At 46.3% G+C, this 20281-nt stretch carries 17 protein-coding genes; 10 read left to right on the top strand and 7 right to left on the bottom strand.

Annotation, left to right across the window (positions count from 1 at the left end; all coding sequences use genetic code 11):
• Positions 1 to 2: 2 nt before the first annotated feature.
• Together IEV98_RS04765 and IEV98_RS04770 are read right to left on the bottom strand one after the other, a co-directional pair.
• Positions 3 to 1637 carry an AsmA family protein gene (locus IEV98_RS04765; protein ID WP_188504749.1) on the bottom strand — a complete coding sequence of 545 codons (1635 nt, stop codon included), beginning with the start codon at positions 1635 to 1637 and terminating at the stop codon, positions 3 to 5.
• Between the two features lie 311 nt (positions 1638 to 1948).
• Positions 1949 to 2452 (bottom strand): hypothetical protein, encoded by a 504-nt coding sequence (locus IEV98_RS04770; protein ID WP_188504750.1) that lies wholly within the window; start codon positions 2450 to 2452, stop codon positions 1949 to 1951.
• 171 nt (positions 2453 to 2623) lie between these two features.
• Here IEV98_RS04770 and IEV98_RS04775 point away from each other — a divergent pair, with 171 nt between their 5' ends.
• Entirely contained in the window at positions 2624 to 3331 is a 708-nt protein-coding gene (locus IEV98_RS04775) for a helix-turn-helix transcriptional regulator (RefSeq protein WP_188504751.1), read from the top strand.
• Positions 3332 to 3829: 498 nt separating this feature from the next.
• Here the strand turns inward: IEV98_RS04775 and IEV98_RS04780 are convergent, their stop codons facing one another.
• Positions 3830 to 4315 carry a nucleoside deaminase gene (locus tag IEV98_RS04780; RefSeq protein ID WP_188504752.1) on the bottom strand — a complete coding sequence of 162 codons (486 nt, stop codon included), beginning with the start codon at positions 4313 to 4315 and terminating at the stop codon, positions 3830 to 3832.
• 231 nt (positions 4316 to 4546) lie between these two features.
• On the opposite strand from IEV98_RS04780, the gene IEV98_RS04785 reads away from it, so the two are divergent.
• From IEV98_RS04785 to IEV98_RS04825, 9 genes are all read left to right on the top strand, one after another.
• Complete coding sequence (locus IEV98_RS04785) at positions 4547 to 5839, top strand: cryptochrome/photolyase family protein (protein WP_188504753.1); 1293 nt, start codon at positions 4547 to 4549, stop codon at positions 5837 to 5839.
• Between the two features lie 462 nt (positions 5840 to 6301).
• Complete coding sequence (locus tag IEV98_RS04790; protein ID WP_188504754.1) at positions 6302 to 6526, top strand: hypothetical protein; 225 nt, start codon at positions 6302 to 6304, stop codon at positions 6524 to 6526.
• 23 nt (positions 6527 to 6549) lie between these two features.
• Positions 6550 to 7689: a hypothetical protein gene (locus IEV98_RS04795; RefSeq protein ID WP_188504755.1), complete on the top strand. Its 1140-nt coding sequence runs from the start codon at positions 6550 to 6552 to the stop codon at positions 7687 to 7689.
• Positions 7690 to 7731: 42 nt separating this feature from the next.
• Entirely contained in the window at positions 7732 to 8091 is a 360-nt protein-coding gene (locus IEV98_RS04800; RefSeq protein ID WP_188504756.1) for a DUF4180 domain-containing protein, read from the top strand.
• A gap of 112 nt (positions 8092 to 8203) precedes the next feature.
• The gene (locus tag IEV98_RS04805; protein ID WP_188504757.1) at positions 8204 to 8518 is read left to right on the top strand and encodes an ArsR/SmtB family transcription factor; all 315 of its coding nucleotides are present in this window, start codon (positions 8204 to 8206) and stop codon (positions 8516 to 8518) included.
• Between the two features lie 8 nt (positions 8519 to 8526).
• Positions 8527 to 9012, top strand: coding sequence for an SRPBCC family protein (locus IEV98_RS04810; RefSeq protein WP_188504758.1), 486 nt, complete (start codon positions 8527 to 8529; stop codon positions 9010 to 9012).
• A gap of 412 nt (positions 9013 to 9424) precedes the next feature.
• Entirely contained in the window at positions 9425 to 10276 is an 852-nt protein-coding gene (locus IEV98_RS04815) for an amidohydrolase family protein (protein WP_188504759.1), read from the top strand.
• 142 nt (positions 10277 to 10418) lie between these two features.
• Positions 10419 to 12770, top strand: a complete 2352-nt coding sequence (locus IEV98_RS04820) for an ATP-binding protein (RefSeq protein ID WP_188504760.1) — start codon at positions 10419 to 10421, stop codon at positions 12768 to 12770.
• A 300-nt stretch (positions 12771 to 13070) separates the two neighbouring features.
• Complete coding sequence (locus IEV98_RS04825) at positions 13071 to 13523, top strand: LIC_13387 family protein (protein WP_188504761.1); 453 nt, start codon at positions 13071 to 13073, stop codon at positions 13521 to 13523.
• A gap of 347 nt (positions 13524 to 13870) precedes the next feature.
• On the opposite strand, the gene IEV98_RS04830 is transcribed toward IEV98_RS04825, so the two are convergent.
• From IEV98_RS04830 to IEV98_RS04845, 4 genes are all read right to left on the bottom strand, one after another.
• Complete coding sequence (locus IEV98_RS04830) at positions 13871 to 14683, bottom strand: AraC family transcriptional regulator (RefSeq protein WP_188504762.1); 813 nt, start codon at positions 14681 to 14683, stop codon at positions 13871 to 13873.
• A 74-nt stretch (positions 14684 to 14757) separates the two neighbouring features.
• Complete coding sequence (locus IEV98_RS04835) at positions 14758 to 15207, bottom strand: SRPBCC domain-containing protein (protein ID WP_188504763.1); 450 nt, start codon at positions 15205 to 15207, stop codon at positions 14758 to 14760.
• Positions 15208 to 15406: 199 nt separating this feature from the next.
• Positions 15407 to 17203 (bottom strand): RagB/SusD family nutrient uptake outer membrane protein, encoded by a 1797-nt coding sequence (locus tag IEV98_RS04840; RefSeq protein WP_188504764.1) that lies wholly within the window; start codon positions 17201 to 17203, stop codon positions 15407 to 15409.
• 8 nt (positions 17204 to 17211) lie between these two features.
• A complete protein-coding gene (locus IEV98_RS04845; protein WP_229738571.1) occupies positions 17212 to 20268 on the bottom strand; it encodes a SusC/RagA family TonB-linked outer membrane protein in 3057 nt (1018 codons plus the stop codon).
• Positions 20269 to 20281 lie beyond the last annotated feature (13 nt).

Below are 20281 nucleotides of genomic sequence, written 5' to 3' on the forward strand. Positions count from 1 at the left end.
GGTTACAGCCCAATACATTCCTTCGTACCCTCGCGGATACTTCGCCAGATCATCTTAAAGAACGAAAACGAATACGGGCGCTCGATGTATACTTGCCCGGTATGGCGTACGCCGTTGGCATCAGGATTACTATCATTCAAGAGGAACCTATTGGCAAAGAAGGATACGATCGGTTTCGTCGAGGTTCCGCCTTCATTGTCTTCCCGTAGCATATTCACTTTCAGGTTGTCATAGTCCAGATGCAGCGTACCTGCGGTGCGCCTGTCGTTGGCCTCCATATCGAAACGCAATCCCTGGATTGCCACGTGCTCAATTTCGACGTGGAGTTGTGGTGTGAGCATTTTGTTGAACGGCGTACCGCTCATCGGGCCCAATTGAGCCCGGTACTTGTGTGCTCCCAAACTATCCCGTAGGTCGAAGCGGAAGTCGACGGTCAGATCACCGGCCCCCATGACCCGTGAACGTGCATGAAGCTCCATAAACCGGTTGCGGACCAATGCTAGTGAATCGTTCGTGAGGTTGCGTATTACACCGCTAGTCGTTTCGAATGTCACCGTACCCGCTTTGCCGGTTTGGTCACTTACTTCGGTAAAGCCGATATCAAGCGCGCCGATCAATACTGAGTCGATGGCTACCGGTTGTTCCAATCGCAGCAACTGCTGGTGCGGCGACTTACCTATTTTGTTTTCGGGCGGATTCGGTTGCGTTTTGTCTTTATAGATCGCGATGCTCCCGCTGTCGATATGCAGCGCCGCTGCAGCGATAGTCTGTGCACTTACCCAACGCGTTATATCAATCCCGGTAAGGCCGATGCGTGAGATGGAGATATTACTGATATCCTTTGCTAATTGTGTTCGACGGTAAAACGCCGCTTTGCTTAATGTGGGCCCATAACGGAGATTATGTAATACCAATTCCTCCTTGGTGGTCTGAAAATGTAGCGGACCGATTTGCAGATGATACAGGCTGTCCGGTCGGACGTAATCCACAGTTTCCGCTTCCAGTTGGATGGCCTTTGCACCATAAAGACGTGCGGTATCGAGTAATGAAGCCGAATCGATCCGGATATCCCGTGCAGTTCCTGTGATTTTTTGGATATGCAGGTGAGTCGCATCGTGTTCATCCGCCAATTCAAATTCGCCTGCTTGGAGCACGATACGATTCACTTTTATACCCGATAGGGTTTGGGTAATCTGCTCGTGTACCGGTTTGGAGGCCGAATCTGTGGCTCCGGTATCGACCTGCCGATGCCGGACAATACGGAATGAGGGCGTGTCGATAGTGATCGTATTGATAGTCAGACGATTGGAAATGAGTAGCCGAAGCAGTCCTACGCCGTTGATCTTTAAACGCCCAATTCGCAGGTGGTAAATTGTTGCGGCGGGCCGATGGCGGGTATCGGCCGACATAGCTGGCGTAAGCCGGATGTTCGTAGCGGTAGCGTTGCCTGCGAGCAATGATAACTCCAGTTCGTCATACGTCAGCCGATAGTGCCCATTAGTGCCATCAACTACCCGCTTCTTCAACGCCACCTCCATTTTCGGCTTCAGTGAATAGTTTACATACCAATTGGCAATTGCTACAACTGCAATCGCGCACACCGCAACCCCGATAGACCATTTCCAAACCGATCTCATTGGTTTAGTAACGCCCAAATTGGGGGAATGTTTGAATTTAATACCTAATCCTGATGTACAACATGAATAAGCAAAGCGCCGTCCCCAAAAAAAAGCAGGTGATGCAAAAACGCCTTACACTATTGCGAGCGCTGGCCGATAGAAAAGGGCGGCTATCATTTCGAGACAATAGGTAGGAGCAGAGGTACCCGCCCGCCAATAACAGTATGGCCACTAAAAATAAAAACTTCATTTTCCTTAACTAATCGAAGTGACTAACAAGGGATGAAGCTAACAATTGTCTATCATAAATCAAAAGGCAAACAAGGGGTCTAGCTTTTAGCTGTTTTAAATCGCAAGATTAGCCGCAACAGCGAATCTCGGTGTTTGGCATCTTTGGCCCATTTGGGTAATCGGCTTGCAATACTGTTGTTTTGATTTGGTAAGCCGTTCCTTTCGCGCTTTCTGTCGGCGATATGGTGTTCAATTACCGAAAGATGATCCAGGTTATAGGCCCATAATGTGCCGTACGGAGTTTCAATCATGTACCATAGACCAAAACCGAAAAATGGATCACAGGTCGTGTTCAGAAACAACATTCTGCCCTGTACGGCTTTGCCCTTAGTATTGATAAACGCCGTAAATTTTGGAGTATTGCCGTATTTGACTGCATAGCCACACGCCACGCAGGAAAAACGCACATTTTTTTCATATTCGGCAACCGATGCATAAACACTAGCACCAATTACCAATGCCTTCCGCCCGCATTTTGGACAAATTACATCTATTTTGTCCGTAAAATCACTGTGGCGGGCTGCGTAAGCATTTACGTTCATGGGCGTATAACGTTCTAATTACTTTTTTGTGAATAGTTTATGCAAAGTTATCTTTAAGACTTGGGCGTATAAATACCTAACCTAGGGTATTTTTGCATGCAAGATTAAAACCTTATCTTCGTGCTGTTAAAATAGCCGTCGGACCTATTAATACATTACATCTAGCCTGCAATGAAATACCAATTGGATATACAGCTTCACGGACTTTCCAAAAGCCTGAAGAAGGGCGATATGCGAGTGCCAGATTTTGGCGAAATTGTTCCAGCATCTGTAATGCTTCAGGATCTGGATGGCCTTAAGCCCATCGGATGCAGCTATATGAATAATTGGGGGCTGGAGCATTTGGGGTCTTCGTTGGCGGAAATCAATGCAATGGGTGAAGCTTACTACGAAAAATATTTTGTAAAGGAAGAGTCTACCGCAATATTTCAGGGGATGGGCGACTACCTGGAAGCAGGCGACTTCGATCGGCAGTATAATTTTTTTCAGCGGGTAAAACTCGATGGTGATAATGACTATACTTGGTTCTATACGGTTTGCAAGTTGGTGAGACTCCGCGTGGCGGATAGTATGGTCGACAAAGTTGTACTGCTGTCTTCTCCGGTTGCAGGTATAAATAGCCTTATAGCCCGTGTTACCAAGACGCTAGACCAAGATTCTTATATCCGGAAAAATTATAGAAAGTTTTCTGAATTGACCCCGCGCGAAAAGGAAATCATTGCCCTTTTGGCAAATGGGAAATCGTCGGTAGAGATTGCCGAAATCTTGTTTATCTCTCCAAATACCGTCTCAACACACCGGAAAAATATCATTCGTAAAATTGAATGTAGTTCCTTTGCGGAACTGCTCCGGTTTGCCATGGCTTTTGATCTGGTTTGAGCCACTTTTGTCCGGGTGGTGCTACTTTTGCGAGAACGAATGGTCGGAAATTTGGTCTGCGTGTAAATGGCGAGAATGCCCACGGGATAGAAGTAAGTATGATTAGCAGGGCGATGGTATACCAAATGACCAGGGTCTTGAATTTTCCATTGTCCGTTGTTTTCTGTTTCGCCTTTGTTGAACCTATTGTGATAACCACAATTGCGATAACCATCATGAAGCTATGTTCCATGCCGAAGAAGCGGGGTTCCCGCTGATGGACCGCTTGATTGAAATGCTGCAAGAAGTACGTGGTTATCGGGCTAATGAAATAGAGCAAAAGGCCAAGTACTAGCTGGATATGAGCGATGGTGGCCGTCCAATGTCGCACGGAATTATCAAATCGAGAAAACTGCCGTTCTGAAATCCAACCACGATAAGCACGGAAAAGTGCGAACAGTAAGCCAGCCAATACAAGCCAGCGGATTACCGAATGTAGCGCCAACAGGGTAGGATACATTATGCCGGCCTTATCCTTTTTCTGTGTAACTCCCGAATCGCTTCGGCAAATTCCGGATAAGGGCCTTCGGTCTCAATCGCTGGTGCTACGTCTTTGATGCCCAAAGGATTAATCGGTGAAGGTTTGGCATCGAATTCAACCATCCATTCCTGCAGTTGCTCGGATGAACTGGCATAGATTATTCTTCCCAACCCCACCCATGCATGTGCAGCCGAGCACATGGCGCAATGCTCGCCGGATGTATACACGGTGGCTGTTGCCCTTTCTTCCAACGTCATATTCGCCACCGCCCATTGCGCAAGGGCCAGCTCCGGATGCAGCATTTGGTTGCCGTTTACCGTACGGTTGTAATCCTCAAACAACAATTCGCCATTGGCAGCTAAAAGCAGCGAGCCAAACGGATCGTTACCTTCAGCCAGTGCCTGTTTCGCTAGGGCCACGCAACGTTGTAAATGAATGCGGTGATTTTCAGATAACGTGGTCATGTTTCTATGTTGTTGTATCCACAAATCTAAACAAATCAACCGGTTAAACCTAGTCGTTAGGCAAGCAGATCCAAGTCAGTTTTACTCAGTGACCATCTTTACGGGGAACGTCGGTAGCCCGGCCTTTTTTGTGTATACTTGTAGGCAACCATGGCGCATTGCTTTTAAAGGCGAAGTATGGATTTCAGGAAAAACTAAATTTCAAGGGGTTTTTGATATAGGCGTTAGCTAATGGAAAGTAAGGTGGCTGTTTTTTGGTTTAGGCGGGACCTACGTCTGGAAGACAACGTGGGTTTACAGTACGCCTTGTCTGCGGGAGTTCCGGTTTTGCCGGTATTTGTTTTTGATACGGATATACTCAACCTCTTGGATGACCGTTGTGATCGTCGTGTAGACTACATTTGCCAGGCATTGGGTGTGATGCATCTCACATTGCAGCAACATCAATCATCACTACATACCTATCACGGCACACCCGTAGAAGTTTTCAAGAAAATCACGCAAATCTATGCAGTTCATGCTGTTTATTGCAACAGGGATTACGAACCTCAAGCCATCAAACGTGATCAAGCAGTAGGTGCGTATTTACAGGAAAACAATATCGGCTTCTATGATTTTAAGGATCAGGTTATCTTTGATCAATCAGAAATTTTAAAAAATGATGGCAGCCCCTATACCGTTTTCACCCCGTATGCAAGTAAATGGAAAGCTACGCTAACGACGGAACATCAGGCCTCGTTACCAGCTTCATTCGATAATTTTTACAAAACGAAAATAAAGGAAATACATTCCCTGGCAGCAATCGGGTTTGAGAAAACCGATGTGGTATTTCAACAGCCCAACTTGGACCTGACTATTATTGGCGACTATGACAAACACCGTAATTTTCCGGCCCATAATCATACGACCCGACTTGGCAGCGCTTTGCGATTTGGAACCATCTCCATACGCCGGTGCGTAGCTTTTGCCCGGCGGCACAATGAAACCTGGTTGTCGGAGTTGATCTGGAGGGAATTTTTCATGCAGATTTTGTACCATTTCCCACGTGTAGTCAACAGCTGTTTTAAAACCCGATATAATTCCATTGTATGGCGGAATGACGAGGCAGAATTCCAGCGATGGTGCGAAGGTAGAACCGGCTACCCCATTGTCGATGCAGGAATGCGACAGCTCAACGAAACCGGCTTCATGCACAACCGGGTAAGGATGATCGTGGCCAGTTTCCTTTGCAAGCACCTACTTATCGATTGGCGCTGGGGTGAAGCATATTTTGCACAGAAATTAATGGACTATGAGCTGTCATCCAATAACGGGAACTGGCAGTGGGCTGCGGGCTGTGGTTGCGACGCCGCGCCGTATTTCCGCATTTTCAATCCAACTATCCAAACACAGAAATTCGACAAGGACTTACAGTATATCAAAACTTGGAACCCCGATTATCAACAACGTTTAGCAGCCCCTATCGTGTCTCACGAAATGGCAAGAGAAAGAGCGTTGAAAGCCTATCGAGACGCTTTGCACTAAAAGCGGAAACACTAAATTAATTCCTTTGTTCCCAACCGTGCCTTAGCGCAGAGTCAACTCTCCCCCGATGAAATTAACTTCACACGTCAGGGTGTCCGACGATTCGTTTTTGAAGAGGCGCATTCCATTTCATTGGCCGCACTAAAACCTGGAGCAATTATCGGCAAGTTGCGCCCTTTGGCATTGTTGGAGATATCGAAGACCCGCATATGCTGTATGATGCCGATGTAGCGAGATGGCGCATACTCACCTGTGAAAACACCGGTGGTTATAAAGCCATCATGTTAGAATCGGTTTCATTGGAATAAGGATGATCAACGCATTGCCGAGCCGGTATCCCATAATTCGACAGGGACATCCATTCAACGTATCGGTGGGATACCTTATTGTTTTTCCGGAAGTGATGAACGGAAGATCTTTATCTATTCGTATCCTAATCTGGAGGAATTCGGCACGTTGAAAATGGATCTGCCACCATGGGACGAACGTGCGGGTACACGGGTTTGGGCTAACATGGTGGAATTGCCAGACAGTCACTCGTTTCGATACGTGGCACTCATGATGAATCGGTTCAACTATCCGGGGTTGAAGGGCCGAATTGGACCTCCGGCGCCTTATACCTCTATCATGGGTATACCAGCTGACAATTTTCACATTACGAATGAAAACCTCGCCAACAATCCGTAATATTGTGATGGACACACTACGCTATGTACGCAACGAAAGAACGTATCACACGCCCGATGCCGCCGCAGGATAATGCCGTCACTACCCGGCAAACCATCCGGTTTACCGATAAGCGACCTGAGGCCATCACGCAAGCGAAGTTGCAACAAGCAGCCGAAAATGGGAGTCCCGGTCTTACCGGTCTACCCATGCAGCTGAAAGCCGGCATGACCAGCATTTCACCCGTCATACAGCTGAAAAAGTATGTGATGAAGAAAAATGGAAAGGTTGTCGTCGCAAAGGATAGTTACAAGGTAAAATCCGATGAACGGGAATTAAGTAAAGACGAATATAAGGAGCACCTGTTTAAGCAGCATGGCCCCAGCAAAGGAAAGAAGTCCGGCGCACCCGGAGTGCGCGAAGACGTCCCCCAAAGGGGGCGTAAGGCAGCGGAAAAGAAAGGAGCTGATTTAGGCGGCGATTTGATATACCGGGGGATGAGTGTAAATAACCTCGCCAATCTCTATGGCGATAACCCTGCTATTTTCACGGTGCAAAACCCCGAGGGGTCAGCCACGCCCGAAGAACACATCGTTGACGATTCCCAAGATTCTCCCTACCTCTCGTTTGAGGCCGAAGGCTTGGCGGTCAGCGCCGGAAAGTATGCTCCAAAACCAGTGGATGATGATAATAAGCCCCTTGGGGTTGAAATGCTGGAAGGCGGTTTCCTTAAACAAGAAAAATCGTATACGAAAGGAAGCCAAGAGGAGCACGAAGGTAGAAAGCGTATTGGTGTTATTGCGGGGATACGCAAAAGAAGAGAACATTTAGATTTCGCTACGAAAGAAAAAGCCGCTAAACTTAAGGGGGAAAAGGCGCAGGATCTGGCCGTAGCAGATAAAGAGGTGTTGGTGAAGCCTGGAGTTGAAGGCATAAAGCGTGAAGATGTTCCCTTTTTCGCCAAGGTAAAACGGGTGCCTGAAGCGTATTATAAGAAAAATATAAAAAACCAAACCAACAAAAAGGCGCTGGGCTTTTTTGACGGCACGTATTATAAAACCCAGATCGATCAAGAAAGAAGTGCCGCTTTCGGTTTTGATGTCCATGAAGACTTGATAAGAAGTGCGGATGAGTCGGAGGACGAAATGTCTGATATCGAAGATTTGAACCTGGACCGCCAATAGCTTTCGAGACGCGCATCTTTGTAAAGTATAATACCATTCAAAATGAAGATCCAAGAACACAACATACATAACTCAAAAATTGCAGAAGTAATTTCGGAAGAAATCATCATCCAAAACACCGAAGATGCGTTGGATTTGATGGGCAATATTTATTACCAAGGGTTTGACAAAATCATTATCCATCAAAAAGATATCACGGCCGACTTCTTCGATTTAAAGAACAAGATGGCGGGAGATATTCTTCAAAAATTTGCCAATTATCGCATCCAGCTTGCCATTGTCGGCGACTACTCAACATTTACGAGCCAAAGCCTAAAGGATTTTATCTATGAAAGTAACAAGGGAAAGCACGTCAATTTTGTCAGGTCAACAGGTGATGCTTTGAGCGCGCTAGCCAAGTAATTTCGTTGAGTTTTCTATTTTCCTGTATCGTTTTGTAAGGGTAAAATATTATCCAAAATATTTGTACAACCAAATGGTTGTGTTTATATTTGAGCAACCATTTGGTTGTATTATGATCGAACGAAGAGATATTTTTCAGGCTATTTCAGATCCTACCCGCAGGGTAATCATCCACAAATTAGCACAAGGCCCCCTCAACATTGCGCAGATTGTTGAGGATTTTGACATGAGTAGGCAGGCCATTGCCAAACACATCAAAGTGCTCAAGGAATGTGGTATGATCTCGATTACGCAGCAGGGGCGCGAGCAGGTTTGTGAAGCCAAGATCGATCAGCTGGATGAAGTTGTAGACTGGGTCACAAAGTCCCGCACGTTATGGAACCAGCGCTTTGAAAAGCTAGACCAATTCCTTCAGAACTCAAAATAGCTAGTACGATGAGCACAACAAAAAAGGAACTTTTAATCACGCATTTATTCGATGCCCCACGAGAAATCGTATTCCGGGCTTGGACAGATCCCGAAAAACTGAAGGTTTGGTACGCGCCCGATGGCTGTACAATTGAATACCGACATATCGAAGTTAGCCCTGGGGGAAGCTTTCATTCTTGCGTTCATGATCCCATATATGGCGATTGCTGGATTACAGGAAAGTACCTCGAAGTATCAGCGCCTGATAAATTAGTGTTTACCATGGTACTTTCGAATGAACTTGGGAATGACGTGGCTTCAGCTGATGCTGGTAAACCGGAAGACTGGCCCGAACGTCTGATTACCACTGTTACTTTCGAACCGATAAAACAACAAACTAAGGTCACCATTCATCAAACGGTTTTGGAAGAGGAAGCGAAAAAAACGGGTGCTTACCAAAGCTGGCTCAAGATGTTCAATAAGCTCAGTCAGCTACTCATACGCTCAAATTAAGACTCAAGGCTATATTCCTATCCTTATCGGTTTTTAACAAAGATTACACTTCGTTTGTAACAAAATGGGAAGTTTATACGTTATATAGTCAGTTAGTAAAATTGTCTTTTCATAATTTAGGTTTATAATTGGTTAGTTAGAAAGCCCCGATTCTCCCCGTTTCGGGGCTTTTCTTTGATAAAAACGCGGGTATTCGCGTCAATTTTGTTTGGCATCGTACCTGCTTTCGTGAATCTCGGAATTTTTTGGTACGCCAGTATACTGTTAACCATGGTATTATTAAATTCAAATCATTAGGTTTGTGTTAATCAAGTCATACGCTGCTGTGAAACCTGCTATGCCAGTGCCGATCTACACAGGAATGGCGATGAAATGCGGGTTCTAGGCAGTCATTAAAAACAAATTGTTCGGAATGAAATCACTGTTGCTATTGCTGGGTGTTTTGCTTTCTCCCATGTTATCAAGCGATAAAGACATTCAAAAAGTGTTCGACGTGCACCTTCACGGCAGTAGTGATGTTCCGGCGCAGCTTGCTGCACTGGAACAGGCGGGCGTGCATCGGGCAGCAATAAGTACCTCGTGGAATCTCCAAAATAGCTATCGAGGCAAGTCAAAAATAAATTTCCTGTATGGCCTCATGTTTCCCTGCCCCAATGGACATGTTCCCTATAGCCTCCAACCCTGTTTTCCCAATGGGCAGGACTGGCCCTCACTTCATTGGGTCGAGGAGCAGATAAAAGCTGGAAAGATCGATTTTTTAGGCGAAATTTTAAGTCAATATTATGGTATTTCATCGTCGGATTCTCTACTGCTACCTTATTATGCTTTAGCGGAGCGGTACAACCTTCCTGTTGGCATACACACCGGCGGAGCCGGCCCCAATCATGGTGCGCCAAACTTCAAGGAAGAACTTGGTAGCCCATTACACTTTGAAAAGCTGCTTTCAACGTTTCCTAAATTAAAAGTTTGGATTATGCATGCTGGCGATAGCTATTATAGCGATGCTATTTCAATCATGACGCAAAATGAGCAGGTCTATGCAGATATTTCCGTCCTTTCCAATCCAGCGATTGTATCGGCAGATCGATTTGCCGCCATCATGAGCGCGTTCATGGAGGCTGGTTTGGAAGATCGACTTATGTTCGGTACCGATAACGGAGACGTGCGGCAAGTCATTGCTGCGATAAACGGACTTACCTTTTTGTCAAAAAAGCAGAAAGACAAGATTTTCTTTCAGAATGCAGCGCGTTTTTTTGCGGAATAAAAAGGGTTAAGCTCCGCGCTCAGGATGAGCAGCAGCGGATTTTCGACATGTATTAAATTGGTCAACATGGGGCAGGCTATCCATGCTTTTTTTACTAGATTTGCCTTGCTGACTATTTTTAATACATTTTACAAGTGGAACCATGCAAGAAGAGCAATTTCCGCATTTCCACATAACCAGTCTCCAGCACACTTTGCAGGACGCACCTATCGGTGTTATACTGGCAGACGGGCGAGGCAGGTGCTTGTTTGCCAACGAAGCCTGTTGCCAGATTTTTGGGGTCGGCAACCTCGGGATGCGTGGTTTCGGATGGGCTGGCTACCTGCCTGTTGAAGACCGACAGCCCACCATAGACACGCTGAAAAAAACGGTGAGGAATCGGGAAAGGAAAAACCACTATAAATTCCGCATCGAACATCCTCAAAAAGGCACCCGTGATTGCTGTGCTGATGTATGCTTACTGATTGCAGAGCGCAGTAAAATACCCCATGTCATGATGTATATACGTGATGAGTCGGCCGAGTACGAAGCCGCATGCGGAGCAAAAGCAGCCAATGCCGCGTATCGGGAACTTGCCGACCGGATGAAGACCATGATGACCTTGATTGAGGATATCGTTTTTGAGATAGACGGCAATAAGATTTTCAGAGACGTATGGGTAGCGGATGAATCACGGCTCTTCATGCCGAAGGAACGTTTTCTGGGTATGACCATAGCGGGTGCCTTCGGCAAGGAGTGGGCGCCCATGTTTGCAGATCCTGTGAATCAGGCAATCCAGACTGGCAGGCAGACGACATTGGAATACCGACACACTGACCCGGCCATCGAGAAATCGTACCGGCTTAAGGTCATACCGATTCGGCAGCGGAGCAGGCCTGAGGACCAACGGTTGATCATCGTCATCCAGGAAATTACCGAAGAGGTTGAGCGTAATCGTGCGCTGAAAGAAACCCAGGCGGGGTTGGAACAGAGTAATGAATTGCTGAATATCAGTGAGCAGCTTAGCCATACGGGCGGCTGGGAATACAATCTTGTATCGGGTGAAGTTTCTTGGACAAATCAGATGCATGTGATTTTAGGCGTTTCGGAGGATGCTGATTTCTCCACGTTTGACAGCAATCTCCCGCTTTTTCCAGGCCCTGACCGGGATGTGGTAATCCAAGCGCTTGAAAAATGCAAGGTAGACAAGCTTCCTTATACCATAGAGGTGCGTATAGTTACCTCGCGGCAAGAAATCAAATGGGTGCGTGTGCGAGCCGTACCCGTGGTTGAAAATAATCAAGTGGTCAGGTTACGCGGCGCTTTGATGGACATCACCAAGGAGAAGCTGGAGGCCATTGAGTTGTTGGAGGCCAAGGAAATGGCCGAACGTGCCGCTCAGGTCAAATCGGATTTCCTTTCGGTGATGAGTCATGAGATCCGGACACCATTGGTCGGGATTATCGGCGCAAGCAATCACCTGAAGCAGGTCCACTCACCTGAGCAGGAGGACATGCTAAACAATTTGCTGTTTTCGTCAGAACATCTGCTTCGACTTGTCAACGATGTACTCGATTTCAACAAAATGGAAAGCGGGCAATTACGGCTGATCCAGGCGGAGTTCAATTTGGTAGAATTGATTGAAAACATCAAGAATCAGTTTCAAGCCATGGCCGAGGCGAAGGGCATTGAGGTGGTCGCACAGGTGGATGAGGTTGTTCCCTCCCAAATAACCGGCGATCCAACCCGTCTGAGCCAGATTCTTTATAACCTAGTCAGCAATGCCACTAAGCACACAGACCAAGGACAGGTTACCATCGCCGTGCGCGAATTGTCGCGGGCGGACACCGATGTTACCCTGCATTTTTCGGTAAAGGACACAGGCCCCGGTATTCCGGAGGTTTACCATGAGGAGATATTTAAGAATTTTAAGCAACTAGCCCAGCTACCTAACCAACAATACGTGGGTTTTGGGTTGGGGCTTACCATAACCAAGCGGCTTGTTGAGCTGCACAACAGCCATATCCAACTCAAGAGTTCGCCCGGCATAGGGGCCGAGTTTTGCTTCGACCTCCATTTTGCGCTTCCATCACCGACAACTTCGCTCAAGGTCCACCCGCATCCTTCTGATCCAATTGCCCATCCAGGAAGACTCCGGGGTATGCGCGTATTGCTCGTGGAGGATAACCAAATCAGCACCAAGGTTGTGAGCAAGCAGCTGGAACAGCTGGGCATGGTTCCCGATTGCGCGGTAGACGGGGAGGAAGCACTTCGGTATCTGGCGAGCGCGCCTTATTCAGTCGCTCTGGTTGATCTGCACATGCCCAAGATGGATGGCTATGTGCTTTCAGAAATCATCTGCAGGGAATATCCCGATATTCAGATCATCATCCTTACTGCAGACATCATGGCCGAAACCAGGCTGAAGTTGGCGAAACTGAATATTCTGGATATTTTGAATAAACCATTCCGGCCAGCAGATCTGGTCACTGCGCTGTCGAAGGTAAAGCTATAGATAGCCCCTAACCCATTGGGGCGAACCCGTTATCTTAAGAGTTTATCATCCCAATGACTATTTAACAAATCTTAACAATTCCACCGGTAACAAAATGGTATCTTCATGCGTTATATAGTCAGTTGGTAAAATTTATAAAATTGTCTTTTCATAATTTAGGTTTATAATTGGTTAGTTAACAAGCCCCGATTCTCCCCGTTTCGGGGCTTTGTTTTTTATCATCATTAGGATATGTCCCTTTTTTCCAATTCCAATTAGGTTTATGAGCATAACTTTATGCCCTTAACAAATCGTGAAAAGATGAGGAAGTCGAATTTTTCTAAGCTGTGCTGGTTTTTATCTTCAGGTATTTTAATCAGCAGCGGTATACTGCACATTCACGGGATTTTTTTCTCTTCCGACTTACATCCTGCTCCTGAACGTATTGCTGAACAATTGAAAACGACCTCCATTCAAATGGATCAAACTGGTAATTTTTGGAATCTTTGGATAGGTTTTAATGCCATGTTTGGGGCTGGTTTAGTTTTTATGGGAAGTTTACTGCTTTATCTTACCAGGTTTCATTTCAATTTTTTAAGTAAGAAACATTACATATCGATTTTATATGTATGTACGCTATCATTTTTTGTTTGGATAGGCCAGAAATATATGATCGATGACTTTACGCTGGTTATGATTGCGCTTTTGGCATTATATGCTATTGGGTTTGTTTTACCCGTTGTTACTAAAATTAAACCGGATGAAAACTTATAAATTATTAAGCTTGGTTATACTGATATTTGGCTTGCTTCATCTGCTATACCCAGTCTTCTATCCTAGACCCTTTGGAGAAGAGCTGATGTGGTTTTTGTCGGGAGGAATTTCTATGTTACTAAGTTCCTCCATAAATTATGCAAACGCAAAAAGTAAATTACAAGTTCTTGAAGGGCTAACATTATACTGCAACATGATTACGACCATATTTTTCATCGTTCTATCAATTGCAATTAAAGAAATTCAAGTAGTTACCTTATTGATAATCTTTCTGATTACAACATTCCTCTCATTTAGAAAGAAGGGATACCGAGGCATCGAAATAGCCGTAGGCAAGCTGAACTAATTTAACGCAAAGACTTAGTAGGAGAACATCCGTAAAAGCGTTTATATTCATTTATAAAATGTGATTGATCGTAATAGCCAAAATCGTAGAATAGTTTATTGGTCTTTGTGTTTTTTAAAGAGGGGCCGGCTTTCAGCATATTTTGAAACCTTACAACTTGGCTGAAAGCCTTAGGCGATGCGCCTATATGTAATTCGAAATAACGCCTTAATTGTCTTTGGCTAAGCCCAATAGCTAAGTCCGAGTTTAACTTCACCGCACCACAATTCCGTAAAATCATCGTTAATGCTACCTGAAAGCGAAAATCTATTTCAATCGCATTTTTACTTATTATTTTAAGAAAGAAATTGTCCAATTTGCCTTTTATCGCAAGATTACTATCCTGTATAGCGAAGCTGTTTTCGATGAATTGCGATGGTATTTTAAGAAATAAATTTAAGGGAACCAGCGTGTTATAAAACTCCAGCGCATCCGTGTGAAATAGTGCAGTAAACATTGCCGGGAGAAACCTTATACCTACCGCATTAAATGATTTATCGATAACAAATTCATTATTCCGATTGCAAAATCCCATTACGAAGTTTGAGGATGGGTCGTTTAAGTCAAAAACGATATCAATACACCCATCTGCAACCACATTATAGATATAAGGTGATTGCATCTGTTCATCCGTTTTTAGAAACCAGTAACAGTAGATGTATTGTTGTAATCTTTCGTCCGGTAAGGTTTCGATGTAGGAAACATGTTGCTCAATACCCTTTATTGCCGGCTGCACGGGCGTGTATAGCGACCTTAAATTTAAGTTTTGCTTCATGAATTACCTATTCTTCCGATCGGATACCATTCAAAAGTATGAAATTACAAAGATAATTTCGGTTTTCTATGGCCTTAGCTATCGCTTTCGAGATATAACTTATCCGCAACCCGTTTCATAAAGTCGATGGTATCCTCCCAAAGCGTTACGGTTTCTGCATAATGGGTATCATCCCGAAACCCGGTTTGCGTGATGGTGAGCTCGGAACTGTGCTCATCCAGTTCGTTAATCTCGTATTTGATGATACAGCTTTCAGCCTCACGCTGCGGCACATTCCAAAAAGAGCTCCAATACGTGTAGACTAATAATTTCTCATCGTGCCTGTCAATTACGCTACACTTGTCTTGATAAGGTACGCCATCCCATTCCCCTGAGAAGCTGAAAGCCCGGCCTTTCTCCCACGATCCCGAAAATTCAGCCGCCCAGATTTCCTTGTAGGTATCTGGAGATAAAATTACCGACCAAACAATCGATTTTGGTGCATTTACTAATTTTGAGATGCTGTATTTAATTTCTTTATTCATTGTATGTTTAATTTAGTTAAGCGTCAATCAGGGCATTGGTAGGCAAAGAACGGCCAATACGTATTTCCAACATTGGAAAAAACGGACAGATTATAGGAAGTCAAACCCACAGATGGCGTAAGAGATGTTGGGTATCCCGGTATTTTAAAATACAAAGCCCCCACTTAAGGGGGCTTAAGGTCTCATCAAAGTGGAGTTATTACCAAAAAGGATTCTGGACGATCAATGGGCTTACATTGATCGTGTTCTGATCAATCGGCCATAAGTAGTGTTTCTTATCAAAAACACGCGCCTTGAGGAATGTCCGTTCGTAATACGCATCATCGTTTAATGATGTTCCGACATGAATGTTCATACCATAGATATTTATTTTATTCGTCGTTTCTGCGATCAGCCACCTTCTGGTGTCAAAATAGCGATGGGTTTCAAAAGAAAGTTCTACGCGCCGTTCATGTCGTATTTTTTCCCGCATCGCTTCCTTGCTTAAGCCGGGTGCCAGTCCAGGTAACCCCGACCGATCCCGCACGGCATTAACGTAGGTATATACGGCATCCACCGGTCCCTGGGCTTCATTGAGTGCTTCGGCATAATTGAGGTATTGCTCTGCAAGCCTAAAATACACCCACGTTTTTAACACAAAACGGCCCTCCCGGATGTTCACATTCTGTTCATCCATAAACTTCTTTAGCAAGTATCCGTTTACGGTGTACAGCTCCGATCCGCCCTTTGACTTTCCTTCTGCACCCGAGTTCCAGAATTGCAATTGCCGTCCCCGCCACCATGCACCGTTATAGTTGATGGTCGCGTAAAAGCGTGGCTCGCGGTTTACATACATATTTCGTATGCCTGCCGGGTAGTAGCCCGCTGGATGGGCTTCGCTTACATAGCCTTCTTCTTTGTACCCCGAAGCAGCATTGATGATGGGTTCACCATTCGCTTGGTATCCGGTAATGGGCGTAGACCCATCGGCCATTTCGTATTCGTCTACGAGCCGTTGCAACGGACACAATCCGCTCCAGCCCCCCTCACTGTTGGGTGCACCCCCCATTTCTTGCCAAGAGTGAACGCCCAGATTACGTGCAAAAAGCACCTCTTGATTATGTCGTTCCGTAAATACCTGCTGATAATTCTGAAGCGGGTCGTTGCTCGGCGATCGATAAAGCCGATAACCAGCTGCTTCTGAGCGGTCGATACTGGCTTTTGCCGCATCAGCCGCCCGCTGCCAAAGCTGTGCATCATACGCGGGGAATAATTTGTTGCCCTCTGTATCCGTATAATCCACGTAGTCCGGATTACCGTTAAACAGGGGGCTTGCCGCGTAAAGCAACACGCGCGATTTGAGTGCCAATGCCGCCGCCGCTGTTATGCGGCCTTCGCTGGCTGATGGTACGGTCATCGGCAGTTTCTGAATCGCATCATCGCACCGTGCAACGATATATTCGATGCATTCCGATAGCGTATTGCGTTTGATATTAGTGAAATCCTCTGACGGCTGATACGAATGCGCGATAACGGGTACTGGCCCGTATAGTCTCACCAATAGAAAATGGAAGAAGCCTTTCATGAATTCAGCCTCTCCAATCCAGGTCTGTTTAACCTGTTCCTCCATGGGCGTCGTCACGATATTTTCCGTAAATAGATTAAGCCGCCTGATGGCCTGATAAGGTATTGACCAGTGTTGATCTGAGGGGACGTCGTTAGGACCCCAAGTGCCGCCATTCATCCGGTGGGAGAACCGGTTCAACCACGACATTTCCATATCATCGGAAGCCCCGACAAACGGGTTTCTGCCCGGCAATTCGGCAAAATCAATTCCCGTCGGCAAGTAATTATAGGTTGCCGTCAAAAAACGTTCGGCATACTGCCGTTCAGCGAAGACGTCATCTATGGTGAGGTCTTCATCAGGTGCCTTGTCCAAAAAGCCTTTTTCGCAGGATGCGAGTACGCTCGATACCAGCATCGCCAGCATCACGTATTTTATATATCCTTTCTTCATGATTTTCATTAATTAAAATTAACCTGAATACCAAAGTTGATGCTCCGCTGGATTGGATAGCTGCCTACGCCGTCGTTCGATTCGGGGTCGATCACCTTTACCTGATCCCATGTAGCCAGATTCATCCCATTCACAAATAACCGCAGCTGTTCAATACCGATCCGTCGGCTAACTTGTGTGGGAAAGGTATAGCCGACTTCTGCATTACGCAACCTGACATAGCTCGCATCGCGTTGGTAGATGGTGCTAAACCGATAATTGTTCGGATTAATATCATCCGTTGCTGCCGGATACAACGCATTCTCAGTATTTTCCGGTGTCCACCGGTTGTCATAAAATTCGCGAAGGATGTTGTAAGAACCTTGGCCTTTTAAAAACGGCATAATGCTGGGGCCATTAAGATAGAGGCTTGTACGACCGGAACCGTTGAAAAAAACGCTCAAGTCTACCCCTTTAAAGGCAATGGTGCCACCAAAGCCATACATGATTTCAGGCGTACGGGGATAACCAATCGCCACCGCATCGAAATTGTCGACAACTCCGTCCTCGTTGACGTCTCTATATTTCACATCACCCACTCGCACCACGTCTTGAAACATCTGTTTCGGGCTATTGGCTACATCTTCAACGCTTTCAAAGAATCCCAACGCTACCAGACCGAAAGGTTGATCTATCGGTTGACCCTTTGCCGATTGATAGGCCCAGCGTTGTACGGGCTCGTCGTTTTCTTCGATTCTGCTCCTCGCAAAGGTGAAGTTCCCCATGAACGAATAGAATATTCCGTTGTCTGTGTTCTTCTTTACTTCAATCATACCCTCTATCCCTCTGTTTGTTGCAACGCCTAAATTGCCATAAGGGATGGATGATGGATTAAATCCAGCGATGTTTGGAATGGTTCGCCGCTGGATCAAGATACCCTCCCTACGCTCATGGAAGGCATCAACCTGCAAGGTAATCATGTTCAGGAGGTTCATATCGAAGCCAACATTTGATTTCGTAGACACCTCCCACGTTACGTCATCCGTTCCAATCTGCATTTCGTCAATTCCGGCCCAACTGGTCTGTTGGTCACCAAATAGATAACCTTGAGCGGTACGGGCGTTCATCGATGTGAGGTAGAGGAATCTACGCCCACCGATCTGATCGTTGCCCACCTGGCCATACGATCCCCGGATTTTCAATGAACCCAGGAAATCGACATCTTGCATAAACGATTCGTTGGAGACTACCCACCCTCCCGATATGGAGGGAAAAAAGCCGAATCGCTGTCCTTTCGGGAAGTTTTCCGAACCATTGTAGCCCATATTAAACTCGGCAAAATAGGTATTTCTAAACCCATACGTTGCCCTTGCAGCGATACCTTGCCGTCTAAACGGCAACCCATCGATGGAGGATCCCGCCGTAATGTTGATGTAGTCCCGTTGGTTGTAAAGCACCATCCCCGAGAGGTTGTGGTCGCCCAGGACCTTTTCATAATTCACAATAAAATCGGAGTAGATGGCCCGGTTTGAGCTATTCCAAAGCCAATAGTTCATTGGCTGCTCTTCGCGTAACACGGTATATTGGTCTTCGCCGGTCTGTTCATTCTTTCCCGTATAGTATTTAACTTCAAACGACTTATGCCGGTTGATGCCACCCGAGTAATGATGGTCATAGGAGAACCGACCGCTTACAGAAAGACCGGAGGTAACAACTGACGATAGATCCCACTTCGCGGAGAAAGTTCCTTGCACGTTGCTGTGCATGTGTACCGAATAACCGGCCTGTGTAGCGAGGCCCCAGGGGTTGTTTCCGATCAAAGTGGGCGTTCCCCCCGGGCTGCCATCCGGATTCCGGGCACTATAGGCAATAGGCGGTGTAACCCGTACTGCATCCAACAGCGCGTCTGATCCGGTAGCCGGGAAATCGCCTTGCTGGATGATACCGGCAATTCCCAACTCGAAGACCAGGTCTTTACTCACATTAACATCCACATTCGATCGGAGATTGTACCGCCGCATGCGCACATTGGTTTTGTAGGCATTGGCCGGGTCATTTTTCCAAATACCGTTCTGATCGGTATAACCCGCATTGGCATAATAGCGGACAATTTCGCCTCCGCCCGTTACATTCAGGTTATTGATGGTTTGATATGTACTCTTCCGCATGATTTCGCTGGTCCAGTTGACATCCGGGTATAAGTAGGGGTCGCTACCATCCCTAAACTTTTCGAGCTGTTCGTCCGTCCACCGGGGGCGTTGCCCCACATGTTCGAGGCCCTCGTTCATTAAACTAGCGTATTCGGCGCCGTTGATGTAGTCGGGCAGCCGAATAGGTTGAAGTACCGCCGATTCCGATCGGAAAGCTACTTTCGGGCGGCCCATCACACCCTTCTTGGTGGTGATTACGATTACACCGTTTGCCCCCCGCACCCCATAGACAGCGGTTGCGGATGCGTCCTTTAACACCGAGAAGGTTTCGATTTCGTGCACGTTGACATTATCCAGGCTGCGCTCCACACCGTCGATAAGGACCATCGGCGAACGATTGCCCCACGTACCCATCCCGCGGATAAATATTTGTGCTTGATCGGATCCTGGTTCCGCGCTTGATTGCCTGGTCATGATCCCCGGCAAACGACCGCCCAATGCATTGGAAAGCGAGGGGGTACTCGTTTTGGCCAACTCCCGTGTGGCCACCGTTGAGATAGCCCCTGTTACGGATACTTTCTTCTGCGTGCCGAAACCGACCACCGTCACTTCATCGAGTTTCGCCTGCGCTTCGTTAATGGTTAACGAAAACCGCCGTTCACGATCGGTTCTCGCCTGCACCTCGAGTGGATAATACCCCACATAGGTAATCAGGAGCATTTCTGTGGGATCGTCAATCTCCAGAACGAATTTACCATCCACATCGGTCGTAGCACTTCGCGTACTTCCTTTGATCACTACGCTGGCATTCGCCAGCGGGTCGTCGTTTTCATCCAGTACCCAGCCGGTGAGTACGTGTTGTGCACTGGCCACCATGGAGAGTAATAATAGGGGCAGCAACAGTAACACAGGGTGTTTGCGTTTCATTGTTTTCATTTGTTCATAATTT

Source organism: Parapedobacter pyrenivorans (assembly GCF_014636865.1).
Lineage (GTDB): Bacteria > Bacteroidota > Bacteroidia > Sphingobacteriales > Sphingobacteriaceae > Parapedobacter > Parapedobacter pyrenivorans.

Coding starts and splice junctions, on each gene's coding strand:
- IEV98_RS04825 (WP_188504761.1), top strand. CDS start 13,071: ATGAGGAAGTCGAATTTTTCTAAGCTGTGCTGGTTTTTATCTTCAGGT.
- IEV98_RS04790 (WP_188504754.1), top strand. CDS start 6,302: ATGGATCTGCCACCATGGGACGAACGTGCGGGTACACGGGTTTGGGCT.
- IEV98_RS04815 (WP_188504759.1), top strand. CDS start 9,425: ATGAAATCACTGTTGCTATTGCTGGGTGTTTTGCTTTCTCCCATGTTA.
- IEV98_RS04775 (WP_188504751.1), top strand. CDS start 2,624: ATGAAATACCAATTGGATATACAGCTTCACGGACTTTCCAAAAGCCTG.
- IEV98_RS04835 (WP_188504763.1), bottom strand. CDS start 15,207: ATGAATAAAGAAATTAAATACAGCATCTCAAAATTAGTAAATGCACCA.
- IEV98_RS04795 (WP_188504755.1), top strand. CDS start 6,550: ATGTACGCAACGAAAGAACGTATCACACGCCCGATGCCGCCGCAGGAT.
- IEV98_RS04810 (WP_188504758.1), top strand. CDS start 8,527: ATGAGCACAACAAAAAAGGAACTTTTAATCACGCATTTATTCGATGCC.
- IEV98_RS04785 (WP_188504753.1), top strand. CDS start 4,547: ATGGAAAGTAAGGTGGCTGTTTTTTGGTTTAGGCGGGACCTACGTCTG.
- IEV98_RS04830 (WP_188504762.1), bottom strand. CDS start 14,683: ATGAAGCAAAACTTAAATTTAAGGTCGCTATACACGCCCGTGCAGCCG.
- IEV98_RS04770 (WP_188504750.1), bottom strand. CDS start 2,452: ATGAACGTAAATGCTTACGCAGCCCGCCACAGTGATTTTACGGACAAA.
- IEV98_RS04845 (WP_229738571.1), bottom strand. CDS start 20,268: ATGAAAACAATGAAACGCAAACACCCTGTGTTACTGTTGCTGCCCCTA.
- IEV98_RS04800 (WP_188504756.1), top strand. CDS start 7,732: ATGAAGATCCAAGAACACAACATACATAACTCAAAAATTGCAGAAGTA.
- IEV98_RS04805 (WP_188504757.1), top strand. CDS start 8,204: ATGATCGAACGAAGAGATATTTTTCAGGCTATTTCAGATCCTACCCGC.
- IEV98_RS04780 (WP_188504752.1), bottom strand. CDS start 4,315: ATGACCACGTTATCTGAAAATCACCGCATTCATTTACAACGTTGCGTG.
- IEV98_RS04840 (WP_188504764.1), bottom strand. CDS start 17,203: ATGAAGAAAGGATATATAAAATACGTGATGCTGGCGATGCTGGTATCG.
- IEV98_RS04820 (WP_188504760.1), top strand. CDS start 10,419: ATGCAAGAAGAGCAATTTCCGCATTTCCACATAACCAGTCTCCAGCAC.
- IEV98_RS04765 (WP_188504749.1), bottom strand. CDS start 1,637: ATGAGATCGGTTTGGAAATGGTCTATCGGGGTTGCGGTGTGCGCGATT.